Origin of the sequence: Streptomyces oceani (genome assembly GCF_001751245.1) — a bacterium.
Classification (GTDB): Bacteria; Actinomycetota; Actinomycetes; order Streptomycetales; family Streptomycetaceae; genus Streptomyces; species Streptomyces oceani.
Genome location: NZ_LJGU01000161.1, coordinates 1 through 23,867, shown reverse-complemented (window position 1 = coordinate 23,867; position 23,867 = coordinate 1). Strand labels below are relative to the sequence as shown.

21 protein-coding genes and 1 riboswitch are annotated in these 23,867 nt (G+C 69.5%); of the genes, 5 read left to right on the top strand and 16 right to left on the bottom strand.

Going from position 1 to position 23,867, the window contains the following annotated elements; all coding sequences use genetic code 11:
• Positions 1-128: 128 nt before the first annotated feature.
• The 3 genes from AN216_RS25450 to AN216_RS25440 form a co-directional block, all read right to left on the bottom strand.
• A complete protein-coding gene (locus tag AN216_RS25450) occupies positions 129-884 on the bottom strand; it encodes an SDR family oxidoreductase (RefSeq protein WP_070199078.1) in 756 nt (251 codons plus the stop codon).
• A 20-nt stretch (positions 885-904) separates the two neighbouring features.
• The gene (gene fabG / locus AN216_RS25445) at positions 905-1,666 is read right to left on the bottom strand and encodes a 3-oxoacyl-ACP reductase FabG (protein WP_070199077.1); all 762 of its coding nucleotides are present in this window, start codon (positions 1,664-1,666) and stop codon (positions 905-907) included.
• 181 nt (positions 1,667-1,847) lie between these two features.
• A complete protein-coding gene (locus AN216_RS25440) occupies positions 1,848-3,191 on the bottom strand; it encodes an aminotransferase class I/II-fold pyridoxal phosphate-dependent enzyme (protein WP_070199076.1) in 1,344 nt (447 codons plus the stop codon).
• A 45-nt stretch (positions 3,192-3,236) separates the two neighbouring features.
• Between AN216_RS25440 and AN216_RS25435 the strand changes: the two genes are divergently transcribed.
• Entirely contained in the window at positions 3,237-3,956 is a 720-nt protein-coding gene (locus AN216_RS25435; RefSeq protein ID WP_070199075.1) for a pyridoxamine 5'-phosphate oxidase family protein, read from the top strand.
• Between the two features lie 84 nt (positions 3,957-4,040).
• Here AN216_RS25435 and AN216_RS25430 read toward each other — a convergent pair whose 3' ends face one another.
• Positions 4,041-5,111, bottom strand: coding sequence for an EamA family transporter (locus AN216_RS25430; RefSeq protein WP_079166994.1), 1,071 nt, complete (start codon positions 5,109-5,111; stop codon positions 4,041-4,043).
• Positions 5,112-5,298: 187 nt separating this feature from the next.
• Between AN216_RS25430 and AN216_RS25425 the strand changes: the two genes are divergently transcribed.
• Positions 5,299-6,120: a PhzF family phenazine biosynthesis protein gene (locus AN216_RS25425; RefSeq protein ID WP_070199074.1), complete on the top strand. Its 822-nt coding sequence runs from the start codon at positions 5,299-5,301 to the stop codon at positions 6,118-6,120.
• A gap of 35 nt (positions 6,121-6,155) precedes the next feature.
• Here AN216_RS25425 and AN216_RS25420 read toward each other — a convergent pair whose 3' ends face one another.
• Positions 6,156-6,911, bottom strand: coding sequence for a CPBP family intramembrane glutamic endopeptidase (locus AN216_RS25420; protein WP_070199102.1), 756 nt, complete (start codon positions 6,909-6,911; stop codon positions 6,156-6,158).
• A 284-nt stretch (positions 6,912-7,195) separates the two neighbouring features.
• Positions 7,196-8,689 carry a glutamate-cysteine ligase family protein gene (locus AN216_RS25415; protein ID WP_070199073.1) on the bottom strand — a complete coding sequence of 498 codons (1,494 nt, stop codon included), beginning with the start codon at positions 8,687-8,689 and terminating at the stop codon, positions 7,196-7,198.
• Positions 8,690-9,404: 715 nt separating this feature from the next.
• Here AN216_RS25415 and AN216_RS25410 point away from each other — a divergent pair.
• Together AN216_RS25410 and AN216_RS25405 are read left to right on the top strand one after the other, a co-directional pair.
• Positions 9,405-9,986, top strand: coding sequence for a hypothetical protein (locus AN216_RS25410; protein WP_070199072.1), 582 nt, complete (start codon positions 9,405-9,407; stop codon positions 9,984-9,986).
• 219 nt (positions 9,987-10,205) lie between these two features.
• Complete coding sequence (locus AN216_RS25405) at positions 10,206-10,412, top strand: DUF5999 family protein (RefSeq protein ID WP_070199071.1); 207 nt, start codon at positions 10,206-10,208, stop codon at positions 10,410-10,412.
• An 86-nt stretch (positions 10,413-10,498) separates the two neighbouring features.
• Here AN216_RS25405 and gcvP read toward each other — a convergent pair whose 3' ends face one another.
• Positions 10,499-13,384 (bottom strand): aminomethyl-transferring glycine dehydrogenase, encoded by a 2,886-nt coding sequence (gene gcvP / locus AN216_RS25400; protein ID WP_070199070.1) that lies wholly within the window; start codon positions 13,382-13,384, stop codon positions 10,499-10,501.
• A 185-nt stretch (positions 13,385-13,569) separates the two neighbouring features.
• Positions 13,570-13,668: riboswitch (glycine riboswitch) on the bottom strand.
• Positions 13,669-13,819: 151 nt separating this feature from the next.
• Here gcvP and AN216_RS25395 point away from each other — a divergent pair.
• Positions 13,820-14,188 carry a PRC-barrel domain-containing protein gene (locus tag AN216_RS25395; protein ID WP_070199069.1) on the top strand — a complete coding sequence of 123 codons (369 nt, stop codon included), beginning with the start codon at positions 13,820-13,822 and terminating at the stop codon, positions 14,186-14,188.
• An 18-nt stretch (positions 14,189-14,206) separates the two neighbouring features.
• On the opposite strand, the gene AN216_RS25390 is transcribed toward AN216_RS25395, so the two are convergent.
• The 9 genes from AN216_RS25390 to clsA all read right to left on the bottom strand — a co-directional run bounded on the left by AN216_RS25390 (position 14,207) and on the right by clsA (position 23,684).
• Positions 14,207-15,655 (bottom strand): DNA polymerase IV, encoded by a 1,449-nt coding sequence (locus AN216_RS25390; protein WP_079166992.1) that lies wholly within the window; start codon positions 15,653-15,655, stop codon positions 14,207-14,209.
• A 33-nt stretch (positions 15,656-15,688) separates the two neighbouring features.
• A complete protein-coding gene (locus AN216_RS25385) occupies positions 15,689-16,207 on the bottom strand; it encodes a MerR family transcriptional regulator (protein WP_420855803.1) in 519 nt (172 codons plus the stop codon).
• A gap of 272 nt (positions 16,208-16,479) precedes the next feature.
• On the bottom strand, positions 16,480-16,953 hold the full coding sequence (locus AN216_RS25380; RefSeq protein WP_070199066.1) for a bifunctional nuclease family protein: 474 nt from the start codon (positions 16,951-16,953) through the stop codon (positions 16,480-16,482).
• A gap of 249 nt (positions 16,954-17,202) precedes the next feature.
• A complete protein-coding gene (locus AN216_RS25375; protein ID WP_070199065.1) occupies positions 17,203-17,736 on the bottom strand; it encodes an FHA domain-containing protein in 534 nt (177 codons plus the stop codon).
• A 430-nt stretch (positions 17,737-18,166) separates the two neighbouring features.
• Positions 18,167-19,108, bottom strand: a complete 942-nt coding sequence (locus tag AN216_RS25370; RefSeq protein WP_079166990.1) for a DUF881 domain-containing protein — start codon at positions 19,106-19,108, stop codon at positions 18,167-18,169.
• 5 nt (positions 19,109-19,113) lie between these two features.
• Positions 19,114-19,446, bottom strand: a complete 333-nt coding sequence (locus tag AN216_RS25365; protein ID WP_070199063.1) for a small basic family protein — start codon at positions 19,444-19,446, stop codon at positions 19,114-19,116.
• Positions 19,443-20,348 carry a DUF881 domain-containing protein gene (locus AN216_RS25360; protein WP_244502659.1) on the bottom strand — a complete coding sequence of 302 codons (906 nt, stop codon included), beginning with the start codon at positions 20,346-20,348 and terminating at the stop codon, positions 19,443-19,445. Before AN216_RS25360 ends, AN216_RS25365 begins: the two co-directional genes overlap by 4 nt.
• Before the next feature lie 119 nt (positions 20,349-20,467).
• Positions 20,468-22,963: a mannose-1-phosphate guanyltransferase gene (locus tag AN216_RS25355; protein ID WP_070199061.1), complete on the bottom strand. Its 2,496-nt coding sequence runs from the start codon at positions 22,961-22,963 to the stop codon at positions 20,468-20,470.
• A 112-nt stretch (positions 22,964-23,075) separates the two neighbouring features.
• Complete coding sequence (gene clsA, locus AN216_RS25350) at positions 23,076-23,684, bottom strand: cardiolipin synthase ClsA (RefSeq protein ID WP_070199060.1); 609 nt, start codon at positions 23,682-23,684, stop codon at positions 23,076-23,078.
• Positions 23,685-23,867 lie beyond the last annotated feature (183 nt).

Sequence of the window (23,867 nt, the reverse complement as noted above, 5' to 3'; positions counted from 1 at the left end):
CGCGGCGTCGGCTCCGAGGCGCGGAGCATCCCGGGCACGGCTGGGCGCGCCGCAGGCGGACCCAGCGACCGTCCACGCGTCGGGGCCCGCCACCGGCACACGCAGCCCGGTGTGTGTCGTACCGCGGGTCACGCTCCCGCGTTGAGGAACAGTCCGCCGTCGACGACCAGCGTCTGCCCGGTGATCCAGCCGGCGCCCGGCGAGCTGAGGAACGCCACCGCGCCGCCGAGGTCCTCCGGCACACCGAGCCTGCCCATCGGGTAGCGCGCGGCGGCCTCTTCCTCCCGCCCCTCGTAGAGGGAGACCGCGAACTTCGTCTTCACCACCGCCGGCGCGAGCGCGTTCACCCGGACCGTGGGGGCGAACTCGTGCGCCAACTGCTCGGTGAGGTTGACCATCGCCGCCTTGCTCATGCCGTACGCGCCCAGGAACGGCGAGGCGGAAAGGCCCGCGATGGAGGCGATGTTGACGACCGTGCCGCCGTTCTCCCGCTGCCAGGCGGCCCAGGCGCGCTGTGCGAAACCGAGTGCGGAGAGGACGTTGGTCTCGAACACCTTCCGCGCGACGTCCAGGTCCATCTCCGCCATGGGCCCGAAGACGGGGTTCGTACCGGCGTTGTTGACCAGGTGGTCAAGGCGCCCGTAGGACTCCATGACCCGCTCGACCGCCGCCTGTTGGTGCCCCTCGTCGTGCGCCTTGCCCGCCACGTACATCGCACGCTCGGTGCCGAGCTGGCGCACGGCGTCCCGGAGGGCGTCCTCGTTCCGTCCGGTGAGGCAGACGCGGTCGCCCCGGGCCACCAGGGCCTGAGCGATGCCGTAACCGATCCCGCGGCTGCTGCCGGTGACCAGGGCCACCTCGCCGCTCCCCTGCTGCTCTGCCATCTGTGTACGCTCCGTCCGGGTCAGTTGAGCGGGCCGCCGGCCACGTACATGACCTGGCCGGAGACGAAGCCCGCGGCGTCTGAGGCGAAGAACGCGATGGCGTTCGCCACGTCCTCCGGACGCCCGACGCGCTGCACCGGGATCTGCGAGGCGGCGGCCGTCTGGAAGTCCTCGAAGCCCATGCCGACGCGCTCGGCGGTGGCGGCGGTCATGTCGGTGACGATGAACCCGGGAGCCACGGAGTTCGCGGTGACGCCGAACTTGCCCAGTTCCTTGGCGAGGGTCTTGGTCAGCCCCTGCATGCCGGCCTTCGCGGCGGCGTAGTTGATCTGCCCTCGGTTGCCGAGCGCGGAGCTGGACGAGAGGCTGACGATACGGCCGAAGCCGGCCTCCACCATGTGCGACTGACAGGCGCGCGACATGAGGAAGGCGCCACGCAGGTGCACGTTCAGCACCGCGTCCCAGTCCGCGTCGCTCATCTTGAACAGCAGGTTGTCCCGCAGTACACCGGCGTTGTTGACGAGCACGGTCGGCGCGCCGAGTTCCCCTACGACCCGCGCGACGGCCGCTTCGACCTGCTCGGCGTCCGAGACGTCGCACCCGACGGCGACAGCCTTTCCGCCCGCCTCGGTGATCTGCTCGACGGTCTCCCGGCACGCTTCCTCGTCGAGATCGAGTACGGCGACCGCCCGGCCCTCGGTCGCCAGTCGGATCGCGGTGGCCGCGCCGATGCCTCGCGCCGCACCGGTGACGATCGCGACGCGCTGCTCGCTGCTGGACATCCTGGTTCTCCTCGCCCTGTCATTGGTGAGCAACCGCTTAGTAGATATGCACGCGCGACGCTAGAAGCCCGTGCACCCGCTGTCAACGGTCGCCCAGGACGGTGAGGCCCACGACACCGGCGACCGCCCGACCTGGCGTACGACGCGGCGCGGGCGGAGACGGCCCGTCAGTCCAGGCCGATCAGTCCAGCCGGCCGGGGGTTGGCCCCGCTCGGCTCGGGCGCAGGGCCGCGTGGACGCCGGCGGCCAGTTCCGCCGTACCAGCGGCGGACAACCGCGGCACCGTCAGCCGCACCCCGGGCGGCGAGTCGAGCCGGAAGCGTGCCCCCGGGGCGACCGCCCAGCCGGAGTGCAGCAGCCGGGCCACGGCCCCGGTCTCCTCCGGCACCGGCACCCACACGTTCATGCCGCTCCGGCCCCGGGCCGGGACGCTCCGAGCGCGCAACTCACGCAGCAGCGCCTCCCGACGAGCGTCGTACGACCGTGCGACCACCGGGATCTCCACCGCCCCGGAGGCCCACAGCCAGGCGACGGCGCGCTGCAGGAGGTGGCTCACCCATCCGGGACCCAGTCGCTGCCGCCCCCGCACCCGGTCGATGCTGAGCCGGTCGCCGGCGAGCACCGCCAGCCGCAGGTCCGGGCCGTACGCCTTGGCCGTGGAACGCACGTGTGCCCAACGCGAGGTCACGCCCGACAGCGGGTGGAGCGGGCGCTCGGTGATGCCGTGGCCGTGGTCGTCCTCGATGAGCAGCGTGTCCGGGTGTCTGACCAGCACCTTGCGGAGATCCGCCGCACGCTGTTCGGACACCGCGGCGCCGGTGGGGTTCTGCGCCCGGGAGGTGACGACGAGGGCGGAGGCACCCTGGGCCAGCGCACGCTCCGCCGAGTCCGGGAGCGGACCCTCGTCGTCCATCGTCACCGACACCGTGCGCAGGCCCAGGGCCGGGACCAGGTCGAGGAGGGCGCCCCAGCCGGGGTCCTCGACCGCCACCGCGTCACCGGCGCGCAGATGTGCGGTGAGCGTGCGTTCCATCGCGTCCAACGCGCCCGACGTGACGGCCAGTTCCCCCACCGGCACACCGTCCTCCAGCAGCGTCCGACGAGCCGCCCGGGACAGCTCCGGCAGGACGGAGGGGGCTCCGTACAGCGTCGGCGAGTGACCGGCGTGGGCGGCAGCCTCGGCCAGCGCCTCGTGCAACGGCGGGAGCAACTCCGGATCGGGGTTCCCCTGTGAGATGTCGCGCACGCCTTCCGGCGCCTCGACCCGGATCTCCTCTCGCGGGGCGGACGCGGGCCGTGGACGCACCCGGCTGCCCCGACGTCCGGCGGTCTCGATCACGCCGCGTTCGCGCAGGGTGCGGTAGGCGGCGGCGACGGTGTTCGGGTTGACGCCGAGGGTGGTCGCGAGTTCCCGCACCGGCGGCAGGGCACGGCCGGGCTCCAGCGCGCCGACGCCCACGCCGTGCTCCACGCTCGCGGCGATCTCGGCTGCGCGCCGACCGGCGATCCGATACTCTTCTAGCACAAACTCAAGTTTGCACTAGTACGATCTCTCCCGCAAGGAGCGCCCGTGCCGACCGAATCCGCCAGCCCCGCCGACACCGCCCGTTCCGTCAGCCCCGCCGACACCACTGACTACCCTGCGACCGAACGCACCACGCCCACCCGCAACGCCACCCGCGTCTCGTACGACCGGGAGTTGGTCCACGCGGTGCTCGACGAGGGGTATGTCTGTCATCTCGGCCTCGTGCGCGACGGTGCGCCGATCGTCCTGCCGACGCTGTACGCACGCCTCGGGGAGCGGGTCTACGTGCACGGTTCCACCGGCTCCCGGCCGTTGCGCGACATGGGTCGGACTCCGGAGCCCGGGATGCCCGTGTGCCTCACCGTCACGCACGTCGACGGACTGGTGCTGGCCCGGTCCGCCTTCCATCACTCGGTCAACTACCGCTCGGTGGTGATCCACGGAACCGCCTCGCCCGTCCTGGACGAGGAGGAGCGGATCACCGCGCTGGACGCGCTGGTCGACAACGCCGTTCCCGGGCGCGCCGCGGACTGCCGGCCGGCGAACGCCAAGGAACTGGCCGCCACGGCGGTCCTCGCCATCGAGTTGGTGGAGGTGTCCGTCAAGACACGAGTCGGCGGCCCCAATGACGACCCGGCGGACGTGGCCCTGCCGTACTGGTCCGGAGTGCTGCCGATACACACCACGCGCGGCACCCCCCTTCCCGCCGAGGACCTTCCGGAGTCACGGGCCACCGCGCCGGCCTATCTGACGGCCGGCAGCTGACGCTCCCGGGAGCGGCCCAGTAGGCGCTTCCGGGAGTGCCCTGCTACCGCCCTGGTACGTCCTGAGACGTCCGGTCCGCGCGCCCTACGGCCCCGACGCCCGCCCCGGCAGCTCGCACTCCGTGTCAGTCAGAGTGGCGGCACTCGGCGAGCCGGCTGGCGGCGCGGCGATCGCGCCGTCTCCGTCCCGGCCACCGCCGGCGACTGGTTCCGGACGAGCCTGCTGGGGCGTCTGGCGCTGCGCGATCAACGCGCCCAGCAGGACGAGCACGCCACCCCCGAGCTGCGCGGCAGAGAGATGCTCACCCAGCAGTACCCAGGCCAGCACGGTGGCGATGACCGCCTCCAAGCAGGCCACGACGACGGCCACCTGGGGCGAGAGCCGGCGTACGGAGATGACCCCGGTGAGGTACGCGACCACCGTGGCCACCAGCACCATCCAGGCCACCAGCGCGAGCAACGGCACCGGCGCGCCACTCAGTTCGGCCCGTTGCCCGAGCGTGGACCAGTCCATGGTCCACGGGCGGGCGACCAGCGTGAGCAGGAGGGTGCCGACCAGCAGACCGTAGGCGATCACCCCGACCGGGTCCGGCGCCGCCCGGCCGTCCTCGCCACCACTGCCGTGGTCCGAGAGGACGAAATAGCCGACCTGACAGCACGCCGCGCCGAGCGCGAGCAGCAGCCCCAGCGCGTCGAAGGCCAGGCCGGCCCACACCTCCACGACACACGCCAGTCCGCTGACGGCGAGCACCACGCCGACCGCGGCGGCCCGGGTCACCGGGCGCCGTTGTACGAAACGTACCCACGCCAGCACCAGCGCGGGCGCCAGGTACTCGATGAGCAACGCCACGCCGACGGGGATACGGGCGATCGCGGCGAAGTAGCAGGCCTGTACGCCCGCCACGGCCAGCGCGCCGAAGCCAGCGATCAGTGCGGGCCGCTGGAGGAGCAGGCCGCGATGTCGCCACAGCAACGGCAGCGTCACGAGCGACGCGCCGGCGACCCGGAGCCAGGTGACCTGCAAGGGCTCCAGTCCCGCCTCGATCAGTGGCTTGGCCGCGGGGCCTGAGCCGCCGAAGGCGAACGCGGACAGCAGGGCGACGGCCAGGCCGAGTTTCGGTCCGTGGCCGGCCGGGAGGGACGAGGAACCGCGCATCGGGCCATCATGCCAACGTTCGTCAGGAGTGTCACCCCGAACACTCCTGACACAGTGTGAGGGAACCGCGCCCGCCCCTGGGCGCCTCCCGCCGTCCCAACTCCCCGAAACCGCCTAGGCTGACCGACCGCCGCTGGCTCGGAGGTCGAGCTTCCTGCTCGCGCCAGCGCGCACGTACGCTCGAGCCATGCGTATCCGAACCGTCGACGTCTTCACCGACCGTCCCTTCTCGGGCAATCCAGCGGCCGTCGTACTCCTGCCCGCGGGCGCCCCCTTCCCGGAGGACGACCGGCTGCAGCGACTCGCCGGCGAGCTCAACCTGTCCGAGACGGCGTACGCACGACCGCTGGCGCAGGCCGATCCCGTGGACTGGGAGTTGCGCTGGTTCACTCCGAGGACCGAGGTCAACCTCTGCGGCCACGCGACCCTGGCCACCGCCCACGTGCTGCGGAACGGCGACAGCGTCACTGGCGAACTACGGTTCCACACCCGCGGCGGCGTGCTGCGTGCCACCGTGTCCGGCGACGGGATCACACTCGACTTCCCCACCGCACCGTTGACCGCACGGGAGGTTCCCGAGGGCGTGTCCGCCGCACTCGGCGCCCAGGCACAGGCGGCGTACGACACCGGTCCGGACGTCGGCGACCTGCTCGTCGAACTGGCCGACGAAACCGCAGTACGCACGCTCTCCCCCGACCTCACCGCGCTGGGCCGACTCCCCCACCGAGGGGTGATCGTCACCGCCGGTGCAGCCACCTCCGACGCCGGGTACGACTACGTCTCGCGCTTCTTCGCCCCCGCCGTCGGCATTCCCGAGGACCCGGTAACCGGGAGCGCGCACACCGCCCTGGCACCCCTGTGGTCCGGTCGGACCGGTCGACACGCGCTCACCGGCCGCCAACTCTCGGCACGTCCCGGCACCGTCCACACCCGGCTGCGCGGCGCGCGTACGGAACTCACCGGCAGCGCCGTCACGGTCCTCGACGCGGAGCTACGGACGACGTTCTGAGACGGCGTCCTCATCGCACGGGTTGGTTCGGGCGGTCAGTCCGTGGGCAGCCAACCCACCTTGCCGGCCAGCAGCGCGTATCCGACGAACGCCACGATGTCGATCAGCGCGTGTGCCGCGACCAGCGGACCGACCCGCCCCCAACGCCGGTACAGCAGCACGAAGATCGCACCCATCACCGCGTTCCCGAAGAATCCGCCGATGCCCTGGTAGAGGTGGTACGTGCCGCGCAGCAGGGAGCTCACCGTCAGTGTCGTCCACATCGTGCAACCCGCCTGGTCGAGGCGACGCAGCAGGTAGCCGACGACGATGACCTCCTCGAGGACCGAGTTCTGTACGGCGGAGGCGACCAGCACCGGGATCTGCCACCACACGTCCGGCAGGTTCTCCGGCACCACCGTGAGGCTGAACCCGGCCGCGCGCGCTCCGAGGTACAGCAGCAGCCCGCTCCCCCCGATGACCGCCGCCAGTACGGTCCCCCGGGCCAGGTCGGAGCCCGGCTTCCGGGCGTCCAGGCCCACCGTACGTAGGCCGCCCGCCCCCTCCCTGACCAGCAGGTGCGCGACGAGCACCACCGGCACCAGGGCTGTGGCGATACCGAAGAGCTGCCACGCCAGGTCCAGCCAGGGCCGGTCCGGCGCGCTGGAGCCGTTGAGCTGCGCCGACTGCTCCGCGAGACCGCCCGGTTCGGTGAGCGCGCCGGTGAAGCTGATCAGCGAGGAGACCGCGCTGGCCCCCAGCGAGAGGGCCAGCACCAGCAGCAGCTCGTGCCGAAGGGTCCGACCAGTCAGCTCCGGGGCGGGCCCCGGGTCCGGATCAGGACCCGGGGAGGCCGTCGCGCGCGCCTTCCACTGCACCGTTGCCTCCCGTTACGCGTCCTCGGACCAGCCGTCGCCCGCCCGGGTCGCCGCGTCCGGACCCTCCGGACACCACCTGTCCGCGCTCACGCCTGCGCCGTACGTCACGCGGCGGGCACAGGAGAGGCGCGGTGTCGACGGCGACGGGCGCGGGCTCGCCGTCCCGACTCCGGACGCCACCACGGACCACTGTCGAAGCAGGGTACGCGAGGACGCCGCTACGCCCCGACCGGCCAGGTGTGCACGGGCTCCTGGGTGTCGGCCAGCTCGCAGTAGCGCCGGGTCATGGCGGCGAGGGCCTTGTCCCGCGCGAGACCGGCGTCCCGTCCCTGGTGATACGCGGCGGCCTGCCAGGAAGCACCGTTGACCCGCTGTCGGCAGCGTTCCTCCAGCACTGAGAGGTACCGGTCCCGGTCCGCGGGTTCCACGCCCCAGGCGTCCAGGCCCGAAGCCGCCAGCGGCAACAGCTCCTCCTGCACCAGCCGTACGGCGGGCAGCGTCACCAGCCCACCACGTCCCGGACGCGGCCAACGCAACCGCGCCTCCAGACCGTAGCGGCAGGCACTCTCGAAGTTCGCCTGGGCGACCGCGAAGGGCATGCGCTGCCACACCGGACGCGGCTCGTCCGCGAGTGCGCGTACGAGACCGTAGTAGAAGGCCGCGTTGGCGAGCACGTCCGTGACCGTGGGGCCGGCGGGCAGGACCCTGTTCTCCACCCGCAGGTGGGGCACGCCGTCCGCGACCCCGTACACCGGCCGGTTCCACCGGTACACCGTGCCGTTGTGCAGCACCAGTTCGGACAGGCTGGGAGTACGGCCCCGGGCGAGCTCCGTCAGTGGGTCCTCGTCCGCGCAGATCGGCAGCAGCGAGGGAAAGTAGCGAAGGTTCTCCTCGAAGAGGTCACCCGCGGAGGACACCCACCGCTGCCCGAACCACGTGCGCGGACGTACGCCCTGCGCCGCCCATTCCGGCGGCCGGACGTCCGTGGCCTGCTGGAAGAGCGGCGGGCGGGTCTCGCGCCACAGCTCTCGGCCGAACAGGAAGGGCGAGTTGGCCCCCATCGCGATCTGCGCTCCCGCGATGGCCTGGGCCGCGTTCCATATTTGGGGGAAGCGCTCCGGGGTCACCTGGAGGTGCAGTTGCACGGACGTGCAGGCGGATTCCGGGGCGATCGAGGAAGAGGTCCGGGTGAGGCGTTCGACCCCTTCGATCTCCAGGGCGATCTCCTCCCCGCGGGACGCCATGATCTGGTTGTTGAGCAGCGCGTAGCGGTCGGCCGCGGACAGGTTCGTCAGCACCAGGTCCCGGTCCGTGAGAGTCGGCAGGATGCCGATCATGACGACCCGCGCGTCGACCTGGTGGGCCTGCCGGTCCGCGTACGCGAGTCCGGTGCGGAGTTCCTCGGCCAGTTGGTCCAGCACACGACCGCCCAACCGGTGCGGCACGATGTTCACTTCCAGGTTGAACTGGCCGAGTTCCATCTGGAAATCGCCACTGGCAATCCGTTCGAGTACTTCCGCGTTCATCATCCGGGGAAGCCCGCCGGCATCGGCGAGGTTCAACTCGATCTCGAGTCCCATGAGATGCCGTGGCCCCTCGAACCGATGCTCCCGCAGCTGACGTTGGAGCGCGTCCAGGCACTCCCGCAACTTCTGCCGGTATCGCTGTCGATCGGCCAGGTCGAACCTCCCGGCTGCGACCTTCTCTCCCATCCGGCGTCCTCCTGGGTCGAGTTGCCCCTGTCGTGCAGCGACGTCACACGTATGACGGTGGATTACTGCCCGTTCGTATGACCGGTAACGCCCCAAGTGACCGACACCTGACGCTACGGACCGCCCCGCGATCCCCGGCGGGCTCGCGGCACCCAGCACGGCACCTCGCCGCGTCGCCGAATCGCCCACGTACGCCCGGCATGCGGACGACCCTCCGCCTCGCGATCTGTCCCCTCGGCCCACCGGCCTGGGGAGCCCCGGCACTGAACGCCGCTCGCTGATCCAGCGGGAATCACGGGACAACCCTTAGGCTGTACACAGAGGTACTCCGGCACATTCCATCGGCATAACGAAAGTGACTCGGCACGCCGCTCGGGAACTGCCGGCGGCCCTGTCGGGTCATGCCGGAAAGACGCCCGTGCGTTTCGGCCGACCATGCGGCGGAGCAACCCACGGACAGCGACGCGGATTTCACGACAAATGCGCGGATACCAACCGTATTAGAATGTCCGAAATCCCTCTTGTGAAAGCACCCCCGGATACTGGACGAAACCTCCCGGGAACACAGTTCGTATAAACTCTGGAAAGGCAGCGATCCGACATTCGACTCGTGGTCGATGTCCCGGGCCTTCCCCTCGAGCTGTGTTCCCGTGCCCTCGGCCGCGCGATCAGCACCTGTCCGCCCTGCGTGTTCTGAGACTGAGAGGCGACACCCATGCCCCTACGTATGAGCCCCGCGCCAGCTTCCGCCCTGCGGAGTGTTCTCGCCGCCCTCGGTTCCGCAGTCACCGAGGAGATCCCGGGCGACCCACGCCCCGATACGCCCCTCCCCATTCACGAGATATCGCGCATCGGGCAACGCAGCGGCCCGCCCAGCACCCAGCTCACCGGGTGGCGTTTCCTGCTGCACGACGGCGGCGGGGGACGGCCACGCACGGTGGTCGGGGCCGCCGAAGCGGTACGCACACCCTCCGGCTGGTCGTTCGCCCGCCTCCACTCGGGCCCGTACGTCTCCTCCACCGCGCACGCGCTGGAACAGGCCACCGCTCTGCCGCTGCCGTACCAACCCCGACTGCTGTCCATACCGGAGCTGTACATGCTGACGCTCTGGCTGCACGGCGACGCCGACGCGGAACCGGAGACGGGCGTCCCGGCCGCGTCCGACCTGCTGGTCCCCCTCGCGCCCGCTCCCCCGGGTATAGCCGCTCACCAGACGCAGCGCGTCGACGCCCTGCTGCCACGGCTCACCCATCGGCTGACGGCCTCCCCGCTGCTGGGCGACACCGCGGTCGTCTGACCCCGACCGGGCGGAGCACGACGGCTATGGCCATGGCGAGGCAACCGCTCACGTGTGCGGTACGTCCCACCGGGTGGGGAACGCCGCGACGAAACGCCTGCGGAATCCCGGCCGTGAGGCGACACTTGGGAAGACACGCGATCGAGACGGGGGCCGGCCTTGGACACCACCGCACCCAGCCACGCAACGCACACCACCGCACCGGGGAGGGCACCCCTCATGTGCCAGCACCAACCGCTGTGCCCGTCCGCCGACTCCGCGGACCGGGAGGCCGCGCACGCCCTGGCGCACCATCCCGAACAGGGCTGGAGCCTCCTGTGCAACGGCGTGGTCCTCTTCGAGGACACCGGCGAGCTCCTGCCGGACGGCAAGATCATCGCACCGCACCGTTCGTACGGCGCCCAGCACGTCATCACCGCCGCCTGAGTCGGCGTACGGACCACGAGACCGGCACCCGGGCCGGAGCGGGTCGGCCCGGCTTCCACCGCGCCGACCCGGACGGCTGCCGCAGGTCAGGCTTCGTACTCCTCCATCGGCGGACAGGAGCACACGAGATTGCGGTCGCCGTAGGCTCCGTCGATCCGCCGCACCGGCGGCCAGTACTTGTCCGATGCCTGCACCCCCGTGGGGAACGCCGCCTCCTGCCGACCGTACGGGAAGTCCCACTCGGCGCCGAGCTGGCCAGCGGTGTGCGGGGCGTTGCGCAACGGGTTGTCGTCCGCCGCCCATTCCCCCGAAGCCACCTTGTCGATCTCCGAACGGATCGCGATCATCGCCTCGCAGAAGCGGTCAAGTTCCGCCAGATCCTCGCTCTCGGTGGGTTCGATCATCAACGTGCCGGCCACCGGGAAGGACATGGTCGGCGCGTGGAAGCCGTAGTCGATGAGCCGCTTGGCCACGTCGTCGATGGTGACGCCGGTGCTCTTCGTCAACGGGCGTACGTCCACGATGCACTCGTGTGCCACCAGTCCCTCCGGCCCGGTGTAGAGCACCGGGTAGTAGGGCTCCAGACGCTTGGCGATGTAGTTCGCCCCCAGCACCGCCACCTGCGTGGCCCTGCGCAGGCCCGCCGCGCCCATCAGCCGCATGTACGCCCAGGAGATCGGCAGGATCCCGGCCGAGCCCCAGGGCGCGGCTGACACCGGCCCGATGCCGGTCTCCGGGCCGGCGGAGGGCTGGAGGGGATGGTTCGGCAGGTACGGCGAGAGGTGCGCACGTACGCCCACCGGGCCCACCCCCGGGCCGCCTCCGCCGTGCGGGATGCAGAAGGTCTTGTGCAGGTTGAGATGGGACACGTCCGCGCCGAAGCGACCGGGTCGCGCGAGCCCGAGCAGCGCGTTGAGGTTCGCACCGTCCACGTAGACCTGACCACCGGCGTCGTGCACCGCGGCGCAGATGTCCGTGACGTGCTCCTCGAACACGCCGTGCGTGGACGGATAGGTAATCATGAGCACGGCGAGTTGGGAGCCGTGCTTCTCGATCTTCGCGCGCAGGTCGGCGGCGTCCACGTCGCCGTCCTCACCGGTCTTCACGATCACGACCCGCATACCGGCCAGCACCGCGCTCGCGGCGTTCGTACCGTGCGCGGACGACGGGATCAGGCAGATGTCCCGCTGCTGGTCGCCGTTCGCGCGGTGGTACGCCCGTACTGCCAGCAGGCCGGACAGCTCGCCCTGGGAGCCGGCGTTGGGCTGGACGGACACCCGGTCGTAGCCGGTGACCTCGGCCAGCCGCTCCTCCAACTGCTGGATGAGGATGCGGTATCCCCCCACCTGGTCCTCCGGAGCGAAGGGGTGCAGCGCCCCGAACTCCGGCCAGGTGACCGGCTCCATCTCGGTCGTGGCGTTCAGCTTCATCGTGCACGAGCCCAGCGGGATCATGCCGCGGTCCAGGGCGTAGTCCCGGTCCGCCAGCCTCCGCAGGTAGCGCAGCATGGCGGTCTCGGAGCGGTACTGATGAAACACCGGATGGGTGAGATAGTCGTCGGTCCGCCTGAGTTGCTCCGGGAGCGCCGACGGGGCAGCCGCGTCCAAGGCCTCGATGTCCGCGGCCACCCCGAACGCCCGCCACACCGCGGCCAACTGGTCCCGCCCGGTCGTCTCGTCACAGGCGATCCCGACGTGGTCGGCGTCGACGGCCCGCAGGTTGACCCCGGACTCGCGAGCCGCCGCGACCACCCGGTCGGCGCGCCCCGGTACGCGCGCGCTGACCGTGTCGAAGAAGGCGTCGTGCGCGATCTCCACGCCTCCGGCACGCAGCCCCTCGGCGAGCAGGGTGGCGTAGCGGTGCGTGCGCCGCGCGATGCCCGCCAGGCCGTCCGGGCCGTGGTAGACCGCGTACATCCCGGCCATCACGGCCAGCAGCACCTGTGCCGTGCAGATGTTGCTGGTGGCCTTCTCCCGTCGGATGTGCTGTTCCCGGGTCTGCAACGCCAGCCGGTACGCCTGCTGACCGTCGGCGTCCTTGGAGACACCCACCAGCCGTCCGGGGAGGTTGCGGGCGTACGCCTCACGAACCGCCATGTAGCCGGCGTGCGGCCCGCCGAAGCCCATGGGTACGCCGAAGCGCTGGCTGGAGCCGACCGCGATGTCGGCGCCGAGTTCACCCGGCGAGGTCAGCAGCGTCAGCGACAACAGGTCCGCCGCGACGGTGACGACCGCGCCCAGCTCACGCGCCTGACGGATGACCGCACGGTGGTCACGTACGGCACCCGAGGCGCCCGGATACTGCAACAGCATCCCGAACACGCCGCGTTCGACGACCTCGTCCGGAATGCCGTCGCTCAGGTCCGCGACCACGAGTTCGACTCCCGCCGGCTCGGCGCGCGTACGGATGACCGCGACCGTCTGGGGTAGGCAGTCGGCGTCGATGAGGTACACCCCGTGCTTGACCTTGCCGACTCGGCGGGACAGCGCCACGGCCTCCGCGGCGGCGGTGCCCTCGTCCAGAAGCGAGGAACCGGACGTGGGCAGCCCGGTCAGATCGGCGATCACCGTCTGGAAGTTGAGCAGCGCCTCCAACCGGCCCTGCGATATCTCCGGTTGGTACGGCGTGTAGGCCGTGTACCAGGCCGGGTTCTCCAGCACGTTGCGCAGGATGACGCCCGGGGTGTACGTGCCGTAGTACCCGAGGCCGATCATGGAGTGCAGGACCTGGTTGCGTCCCGCGAGATCACGCAGTTCGGCGAGTACCTCGGCCTCCCCACGGGCCTCCGGCAGGTTGAGTGCCTCGGTGCTCTTGATCACGTCGGGCACCGCGGCGGCGGTCAGTTCGTCGAGGGAGCCGTATCCGATGTGGGCGAGCATCTTGGCCTGGGCTCCGGCATCCGGCCCGATGTGCCGGCGCTCGAACGGCACGTCGTGCTCCAGCGCGGAGAGCGAGTTACGGTCGGCGGTCATGTGCGGGGGCCTCCTGGTCTCTGCGACCTGCGGTGGACGCCACGGTCGGCGCCCGAGGGCCTCCCCCTCTGTCATCAACCTGAGAGCTTCGCCGGTCATACCCACACCCGGGACACGCCGGCTTTCACCGTCGGTGAGGAAGGGCGTCGGCACCGCACTCAGCCCGTCCTGCTTTCCAGAGTGACCTCGTCCGTACGGTACGTGAGCCTGAGAGATTCCGGGGAGGAGTTGCTCCTTCGGCGCCTCCGGTGCATCTCACCGGAGGACTCTCCCGTACGGGGTCGGCAGCCGTTTCCGAGCGTACCAGCGCAGGCCGCAGCTGGTAGGGGCCCGGCGCTGTCATGTGCCCGAGAGAGAAGAATGTCCCCCTTGGCTTATTTGAGACAATTCTCCTATGGGGTTTCCTGAATCGAGCCGATCAGTTGGAGGCACAGCGTGCAGACCGAGATCGATCCGCCGAGCCTGATCGGCCGCAAAGCCTTCGACCGGAACGGCGCACGGATCGGCACCGTGGACGAGGTCTACCTCAACGACGCGACCGGCGTACCGGAATGGGCCGCTGTGCGGACGGGGCTGTTCGGCCGAGACGCCTTCGTGCCGTTGAGGCCGAGTGAGTTGGACGGGGAGAACCTTCGGGTGCCGTACGACCGGACGCTGATCAGGAACGCGCCCGACTTCGGTGTGGGCCGTCATCTCTCCCCCGCGCAGGAACTCCAGCTCTACCATCACTACGCCCTGGCCCTGCCCAGCGCGCCCACCGAGCGCGCCAGGGCACCGGAGAAACCCACCCCGCGCGGGGAGTGACGAAGGCGGCGAGGCTCGTCAGTCCGGGTCAGGCACGGCGAGCGGCGGCGGGCTCGCAGCCACGAGATCCGGATCGTCACAGGAGAAGGTGCGAACCCGCCCGGGCGGCGAGTCCGGCAGTTCGAAGCGCACCGTGACCCGGCCCACGCCACTGCCTTGCACCCAGCCGGCGCCGTACGCACGGTGGTTGACGTCCTGGCCCGGTAGCCACCGCCGCGGGCCCTTCCGCCCCGAGGGTTCGACCGACGAGTCGGCCGCGGGCGAGTGACCGTCGAGTGGACTTCCCTCCCCTTCGGCCTCCGACCCGGGCCCCTCGGCAGTGGATGCCCCGTCCTCGGCGGTCAAGCCGTTCTCCTCGTCCTGCTCGGCGCCCCCGGCCAGGGCCGCTTCCTCTTCCGCGGCCTGGGCGAACAGGTCTTCCTGCGTGAAGTCGGCAAGGCCACTGACCCCCACACCCAGGAGTCGCACTCCCGCGGTGGTGTCCACCCCCTCCAGCAGCCGGGCAGCGGCCTCCCGCACCACCGCGGGATCGTCAGTGGGACCACGCTGGGTCTCGGATCGGGTGAGCGTCGAGAAGTCGTAGCTGCGCACCTTGATCACCACCGTCCGGCCGGATCGGCCCGCGGCCCGCAGACGCCGTGCGCAGCGGTCCGCCAGCCGGTCCAGTTCGTTCCGCACACGGACCCGGTCAGTCAGGTCCACGTCGAACGTGTCCTCCACGGAGACGGACTTCGCGTCCCGCTCGGCCACCACAGGCCGGTCATCGACGCCGGCAGCCATTCCGTGCACGGCGGATCCGTGGGCTCTGCCGAGCAGCCGGAGCAGTTCCGCCTCATCGGTGGCCGCGATCTCGCCGACCGTGCTGATCCCTGCCCGGCGCAGCGTCTCCTCCGCGGCGGGTCCGACGCCGGGCAGCGTCCGTACGGGCATGGGGGCCAGCAACTCCCGCTCCGTGCCGGCGGGAACGATCACGAGACCGTCCGGCTTGGCGTCCTCCGAGGCGATCTTGGCGAGAAGCTTGGAGGGCGCCAGACCCACTGAACCGCTGAGTCCCGTCACCGCCCTGATGTCGACACGCAGCCGCTCAGCCACGCCGCGTACGGCTTCCGTACGGGCCGGGGTGCCACCTGCCTCCAGATCGACGAACGCCTCGTCCAGGCTCAGCGGCTCCATCAGCGGCGACAGTTCGCCCAGCAACCTCATTACCGACTCGCTCACCTGCCGGTAGAGACCGAACCGTGGCACGAGGTAGGCCGCGTGCGGACAGCGCCGCCGCGCTTGTGCCATGGGCATGGCAGAGTGCACGCCGAAGCGTCGGGCCTCGTACGAGGCGGTGGACACCACACCCCGCGGTCCGAGCCCTCCGACCACCACCGGCTTCCCCCGCAGACTGGGCTTCGCCGCCTGTTCCACGGCGGCGAAGAACGCGTCCATGTCGAGATGCAGGATCGTGGGTGCGGGTCTCACATCTGCCGATAGTGCCGCACGGCTCTGACAATCTCATCCCACACGATTGTTGCGGCGCCGGGCCAGTTCGTCGCCGGGATGATCGCCGACGATCGTTTCTCCGGTGTCCACCCGCTCCCCGTGCAGCTGGGACAACGCGGCCTGGACGTCTCGCCACACCACGCCGACGGCGATGCCGAACACACCCTGACCACCCTGGAGCAGCTCCACCACGTCGTCCGGGGAGGTGCATTCGTAGATCGTGGCGCCGTCGCTCATCAGCGTCATCCGTGCCAGGTCGGAGCGCGCGCGGGAACGGAGGTGCTCGACCGCGGTGCGGATGTTCTGCAGGGAGACTCCGGTGTCCAGCAAGCGCTTGACGATCTTCAGCACCACGATGTCGCGGAAACTGTAGAGCCGCAGGGTGCCGGAACCGTAGGCGGAGCGGATCGTCGGCTCGACCAGGCCCGTGCGCGCCCAGTAGTCGAGCTGGCGGTAGGTGATTCCGGAAGCCGAGCACGCGGTGGGCCCACGGTAGCCCAGGAGTTCACCGGGAGTCTCCTCGGAAGCCACGGCGGGCGTCTGAGGGGACGGCTGCGGTGGTGAGCCGGGCAATGGTTGCGTGCCTTCCGCCGCTGATCCCTCACCGCCGGTGCTTCTCACGCCGACCTCCCGTCCCTCCGCATCGGGGCAGCCCCGAATCTGCCCAACTGAAGGTAGGCAGTCCCGGGGGGTGCGTCAACGATCGCCGCGCTCGGCACGCCGAGTGATGATCACCCCAAGGGTGGTTTCGCATACTCAGCGAGCGGGTATAGCTGCCGCTTCGCCGACAGGGCCAGGCAGCCTCACTGGCTGCTCGATCCGAAGTCCTCGGGCGAGATCTGGTCCAGAAACTCGCGGAACTTCTCCACCTCGTCCTCCTGCTCGTCCGGAATCGAGATCCCGGCGTCGTCGAGCACACCGTCGCTGCCGAAGATCGGCGTCCCGGTGCGTAGTGCCAGGGCTATGGCGTCGGACGGGCGAGCGCTGACCTCGACCCCGCTGGCAAACGCGAGCTCCGCGTAGAACACGCCCTCCCGCAGGTCGGTGATCCGGACAGCGGTCAGCTCCTGTCCCACCGCGGAGAGCACGTCCTTGAACAGGTCATGGGTCAGCGGGCGCGCAGGCGTCATGCCCTGCTGGGCGAAGGCGATGGCGGTCGCCTCGCCAGGTCCGATCCAAATGGGGAGGTACCGGTCGCCCCCCACCTCGCGTAGGAGAACGATCGGTTGGTTGGAGGGCATTTCCACCCGGACACCCACGACGTCAAGCTCGTTCACACAGCAACCCTAGGACCTGCCCGGCCTGTTTGGGTAGTCGGGCAGCCATTCGGTGCGAGCATTCGAGTACCAAAACCCCACAGAACGCCATGCGGCCGGGCCACGCTCCCCTCCGATCCGGCTGGCACCGAAGCCCGACGAACTTGCGACCTTCCGGATCGGCAGGCGCCGCACCGGGGGCTCCGCTCCTGAGCACGGCCCCGTTGTGTACGGGACCGGCCACAGCGTCCTCTCCTTCCCCAGCCCGCGTCACACGCCGCGCGGGCTGGCGAAGAAGACCACCCGGAACTTCCCGATCTGCACCTCGTCGCCGTTGGCGAGCGGGACGCCGGTCTCGATCCGCTCACGGTTGACGTACGTACCGTTCAGGCTGCCGACGTCCGAGACGGAGAAACCGCCGTCTCCACCACGCCGGAACTCCACGTGACGGCGGGAGACAGTCACATCGTCGAGAAAGATGTCGCCCTCCGGGTGGCGACCCGCGGTCGTCAGCTCCTTGTCCAACAGGAAACGGCTGCCGGAGTTGGGGCCGCGGCGTACCACCAGCAGCGCGGAGCCCATGGGCAACGCCTCCACGGCGGCCTGTGCCTCCGGTGGTAGTGGCACCACGTGCTGCCCCGTGGTCTCCGGGTCGTAGGACTCGATACCCGAGATGGAAATCGTGGACGTGGTCTCCGACGGACCCTCGCCGGCCGGTACACCCCCACGAAGTGGCGCACCGCAGTTGGAACAGAAGCGGCTCGACTCCGCCACCCTCGTGCCGCACCTCGAACATACCGGCATGGCTGACCCTCCACCCGGGGCTGGGGCTGCTGGGTCCACGAAACCTATGCGGCCGGTCGCTTCGGGGTCAACGGATGCGGGCCCCTGGCCGCCAGGGTACGAACCTCCGGACACCCCGGGCTCGTCCCGGAAGAGCGGACGCCCAGCATTCCCGTCCTCACCATGCGTGGCCGGACTCCGCCGATCCGCACGGTGGCTTCGCGACGCGCCCTCGCCCTCCTGGCGACGGCGGCCCTTGCCGAACAACCTCGAAAAGAAACTCACGGGCGATTCCCCTCACACGACGTAGACCCGCCCGCGGGGCAGGACAGACCCTCGATCTTCACATTGGCTCCAGTGAACGTCCGGAGAACGTTACTGATCGCCGAATAGTTTCCCCCACGGCGGCGCGGCCAGCGCTGCCGACCCCCCAGTAGACTCATTACCCAACTCATTCTGATGACTGAGCGTAGTCAGGTTGCTTCGCTGAACGCAAGGCATCCACGGTGATCTTCTCCGATGGAGTGACCCGTACCGTGGCCTGCTCACGCTCAAGCGTCTGCACGACTCCGCCAGGGATGTTCAGTGCCGGCTCCAGGTCCTTCGCTTCTCCGATCACCGAGAAGCGGTACGGCGCTGAGACCGGATGTCCGTCGATACGCACCTTCCTGGAGCCCTCCAGGTACGTACTCGCGACGATCCGCACGTCGTTGATCTCAATGGCCTCCGCGCCGGCGGCCCGGAGTTCCTGGATCGCGTCCAGCAGCATGTCCGCGTCGACGGCTCGCGAGGGGTCCTGGATGGTGATTCGGATTCCCGGCCCCTCAGCCCCCACCGTACCCGCCAGCACGCCCAGTTCACGTTCCTTCTGCTTGGTCTGCCTGCGAGCCTCCTCGGCCTGGTCGGAGCTGTTCTCCAGCTCCCTGCGCTGCCCCTCCAGGCGCTGCTTCTCGTCCTGCAGGCGAGCGGTGCGGTCGTCCAGCTCATCCAGAATACGCACCAGATCCTCCTGCCGCGCGCCCCGAAGCGGACCACCCTCGCTGGTGGACCGCACCTGAATGGCCAGGCCCAGCCCCAGCACGAACAACAACACGGCGACGATGACCTGCGCTCTGGAGAACCTCGGCGGCCACATCGCGGCCACCAGCCGCTGCCGCCCGGACCGTTCCCCCGCTGGTGGGGCGGCTGGTGCGAACTCCCCCTCCTCAGACGACGGATCGCCCGCCGCCGGCCCGTCCGCGTCCGCTCTCCGACCCGCACCGGACTCCGGACGTACGGCCCCCTGCTCGTGCCGGGCACTCGGCGCGGGTCGACCCGCGTCTCCGTACCGGTCTCTCTGTCCGCGTGGCTCCTCCCCGTCCGGCTGGCCAGCAGGCGTACTCTCCTCGCTCATACGCCTCACGCCCGGAACACGTGCCGCCGGATCGCGGCAGCGTTGGAGAAGATCCGAATTCCGAGCACCACCACGACCCCGGTGGAGAGCTGCGAGCCCACGCCCAGCTTGTCGCCCAGGAACACGATGAGCGCGGCCACCACCACGTTCGACAGGAACGACACCACGAAGACCTTGTCGTTGAAGATGCCGTCGAGCATCGCACGCAACCCACCGAAGACCGCGTCCAGGGCGGCCACCACGGCGATGGGGAGATAGGGCTCCATCAGCGACGGCAGGACCGGTTGGACGACCAGTCCCGCCAGAACCCCCAGCACGAGCCCGATTACGGCGATCACGATGTGCTGCCCTTTCCGGCCCTCACGGGCTCCGCGGTGCGTACGGACAAACCCGACGACGCGGGCAGTCGCAGCTCGTCCTGTGCGGTGACGCCGTACCGCACGCCGTATTCGTTCTTGAGTACCTGCAGGTACTTGCCGCCGGCACTCTTGCGGAACTCGTCGTCGAGCTTCGCGCCGTCTCCCACCGCGAGCACGGTGTAGGGAGGGCCGAGAGGCTTGTTGTTCACCAGTATGGCGTCCCCTGCCGCGCGAATCGCGGACAGCGCGGTCAATCGATGTCCGTTGATGGCCACGGCTTCCGCTCCCGCGGCCCACAGCCCGTTGACGATCCGTTGCATGTCCCGGTCGCGGATTCGGCCCTGGTCCGCGAAGCCGTCGTCCCGAGGACCCTCGGTCCCACCGGACGTGCTGTCCGCCGCGTCGTCGACGGTCAGCTTGATGCCCGGCCCTTCCACTCGCGTGGCACCGGCCAACAAAGCCACCAGAGTGCCCTTCTCACCACCGTGCCTCCGCAAGGCGTCGTGCTGCATCTTACTGACCTTCGTACGCAGTGACTCGTTGCGCTTCTCCAACTCGTCGGCCTCGCGGGTGCCTTCCTCGACGCGGTCAACGAGTTCCGCACGCTCCTTGGCGACCACGGGGGCGTCCACACGAGCCTGGACGGCACTGACCGTGACCACAACGGCCGTCAGTGCCAGTCCCACTGCCAACCACAGCTTGGCACGCAAGCTCCGGGGAAGCCCACTGCTGCCTTCCCTCTCCGCCCTGTCGGCTGCCTCGGCATAGCCGTCATCGAGGCTGTGCTCCATCACGTTCGTCAACAGAGACATGGAGGCATCAGGACGTGCCTCGCCCACCGTGCTACTTCGTCCGGGGGGCTGCTGCGGCATGCGAGCCATCGTCGCACGTGCGCAGCCACGGAGCCGAACGGACCCCGCCGCCGGGAGCGCACGGACGGGAACCCCGCGCGGTGCCTCACGGCCACGGCCTCGTGGAGCCGGTGGCAGAGTGGCGTCGCTCAGCGTCCCGCGCTGTCCACCACGGTGGCCCAGTCGTCCAGCAGTTCCTGTGCGGACGCGTCGTCGGGCCCCTCTGCCCAGAGGTGTGTGACGGCCTCGGCCCGGTCAGGCAGCACCATCACCCAGCTGCCATCCGACTCCACGACGCGCACGCCGTCCGTGGTGTCGACGTATCGATCCCCTGCCGCTTCGACGACATGCCGCATCACGAGCCCCTTCACGGCCCACGGCGTCGTGAGGTCCCGGCGCAGTACGTGCGCGCGGGGAATGCGAGCGTCGATGCGACTGAGCGTCAGCTGAGAACGGGCCACCAGCCCCAGCAGGCGCGCGAAGGCCGCCGGACCATCGAAGACCGGGCTGAACTCGGGGACGATAAACCCACCTTGGCCATCACCTCCGAAAATGGTGCCCTCTTCCCGCCCCACCCGGGTCAGGTCCTCCGGAGACGTCGTGGTCCACGCGACCTGGGTGCCGTGGTAGGCGGCGACCTGTTCCGCGATACGGGTCGTGGTCACGGGCAGGGCGACCCGGCCGCTCCCACGTTCGGCCGCGATGAGGTCGAGCATCACCAGCAACGCCCGGTCGTCCTCGATGATCACGCCGCGCTCGTCCACCAGAGACAGCCGTTCGCCCACGGGGTCCAGCCGAATTCCGAAGGCCGCACGAGCGGAGGCGACCATCTCACCGAGCCGTACGAGTCCCGCGCGCCGGGTGTCGGGGGTCTCCGTGGGACGGGACTCATCGAGCCCCGGGTTGATCGTGAGCGACTCGACTCCCAACCGACCGAGCAGACTTGGGAGAACCAGCCCGGCACTGCCGTTCGAGGCGTCAACCACGACCTTCAGACCGGAGTCGACGGTTCCGGAAGTGTCCACCTCCCGCAGCAACGAGCCCGTGTACGAGTCGAAGACGCTGGCGGGGAAACGTAGGTCACCGATCTCGCCCGGGAACGCCCGCCGATACTCCTGGCGCGCGTACACGCGGTCGAGCTTACGCTGACTGGCCTGGGACAGATCCGCTCCACGCGCGTCGAAGAACATGATGTCCACGGACTCCGGGAGACCCGGAGTGGTGCGGATCATGATGCCGCCCGCGCTGCCCCGCGCCGTCTGCTGCCGCGCGACGGGCAGCGGCACGTTCTCCAGGTCGCGAACCTCGATGGCGCTCGCCTGCAAGGCCGAGATCATCGCGCGCTTCAGGGCACGCGCGCCCCTGGAGTGATCCCGTGCGGTGGTGACCGAGGCTCCCTTCTTCAGGGTTGTGGCGTAGGCGCCCGCCAACCGCACCGCGAGTTCCGGGGTGATCTCGACGTTCAGAATCCCGGACACGCCTCGGGCGCCAAAGAGGTGCGCCTGGCCCCGAGACTCCCAGATCACGGAGGTGTTGACGAAAGCGCCGGCCTCCACCGTTTTGAACGGATAGACGCGGACATTGCCCTGCACGATCGACTCTTCACCGACGAGGCACTCATCACCGATCACCGCGCCGTCCTCGATACGAGCGGCCCGCATCATGTCGGTGTTCCGACCGATGACACATCCCCGCAGATTGCACTGGTCTCCGATATAGACGTTGTCGTGGACAACCGCACGATGCAGGAACGCACCGCTCTTCACCACCACGTTGGACCCGATGACCGTATGCTCACGCACCTCGGAGTCCGACTCCACCTTGGCGTAGTCACCGATGTAGAGGGGTCCTCGCAGATTCGCCTCCGGATGCACCTCGGCTCCCTCCGCGACCCACACTCCCGGTGAGATCTCGAAGCCGTCGATCTCGACGTCGACACGTCCCTCGAGCACGTCGGCCTGCGCCTTCACATAGCTTTCATGGGTGCCGACGTCTTCCCAGTAGCCTTCGGCGACATAGCCGTAGATCGGCTTGCCCTCCTTCATAAGCTGCGGGAAGACGTCCCCGGACCAGTCCACGGAGACGTCCGCCTCGACGTAGTCGAAGACCCCGGGGTCCATCACATAGATTCCGGTGTTCACGGTGTCCGAGAACACCTGCCCCCAGGTGGGCTTCTCCAGGAACCGCTCGACCCGCCCCCGCTCGTCAACGATGGTGATGCCGAATTCCAGTGGGTCGGGGACACGGGTGAGACATACGGTCACCAGACCGTCGTGCGAACGGTGAAAACGTACGAGGTCGCTGAGGTCGAAGTCGGTGAGGGCATCACCAGAGATAACGAGGAACGAGTCGTCCCGTAGCGCCTCCTCCGCGTTCTTGACGCTTCCGGCGGTGCCCAGCGGTTTCTCCTCGTTCGCGTAGGTCAGTTCCATGCCCAGCTCTTCGCCGTCGCCGAAGTAATTGCGCACGAGGGAGGCGAGGAACTGTACGGTCACCACGGTTTCGGTCAGACCGTGTCGTTTCAGTAGCCGCAGCACATGCTCCATAATCGGGCGATTGGCCACGGGCAGCAGGGGTTTGGGCATGCTGGCGGTCATGGGACGAAGCCGGGTACCTTCGCCACCTGCCATAACGACGGCCTTCATGTCGGACCTTCCTCCTCGCACAGCTGACGGGAACACCGGCTGAACCCGTGCCGGAGCACACGGGCACACGTTACGGGTACCGCGCCCTACCGCTCCGCAACCAGGCGGGGGCTCAGTCGGACGTGGCGTCCGCCGTGACGAGACGGCGGACCTGCACCACGTAGAGGATTCCTGCCCACCAGTACAGCGCCGTACCCCACCCCGCGAAAGCCCAACCGAGAACGGCGGCGACGGATGCCACCCAGCCGGAACCGTCACTGAGCAAGAGCAGCGGGAAGGCATACATCAGGTTGAAGGTCGCTGCTTTTCCAAGGAAGTTCACCTGCGGCGGTGCGTAACCGTGGCGGTCGAGAATCCACACCATCACCAGAAGCACGGCCTCACGGGCCAACAACACGCACGTGATCCACAAGGGCAGGATATCGCGCCAGGTAAGCCCGATCAGGGTGGACAGGATATACAGCCGGTCGGCGGCGGGATCGAGAATCCGCCCCAAGTCACTGACTTGGTTCCAGCGCCTCGCCAGCTTGCCGTCGAGGTAGTCGCTGACTCCGCTCAGGGCCAGGATGAGCAGCGCCCAGCCATCGCTGTTCGGTCCGCCGAACTCCGGCCACAGGATCAGCCACAGAAAGACCGGCACACCGACGAGGCGGGCCATGCTGAGGATGTTCGGGATGGTGAAGATCCGGTCTCGTCGGACCAGCGGCTCCTGAACCTCCACCCTCGCCTCCTCAGAGTCAACACGCAACCGTCACCACGGACCTTACCCCTCCCTGATCTGGCCCTGGAACTCGGGGCGAGAGCAAACACAAGTGTGGCGCTGCTGGTTGGTCCCAGCAGCGCCACACTCATAAGAATTGTTCGGCGGTGTCCTACTCTCCCACACACTCCCGCATGCAGTACC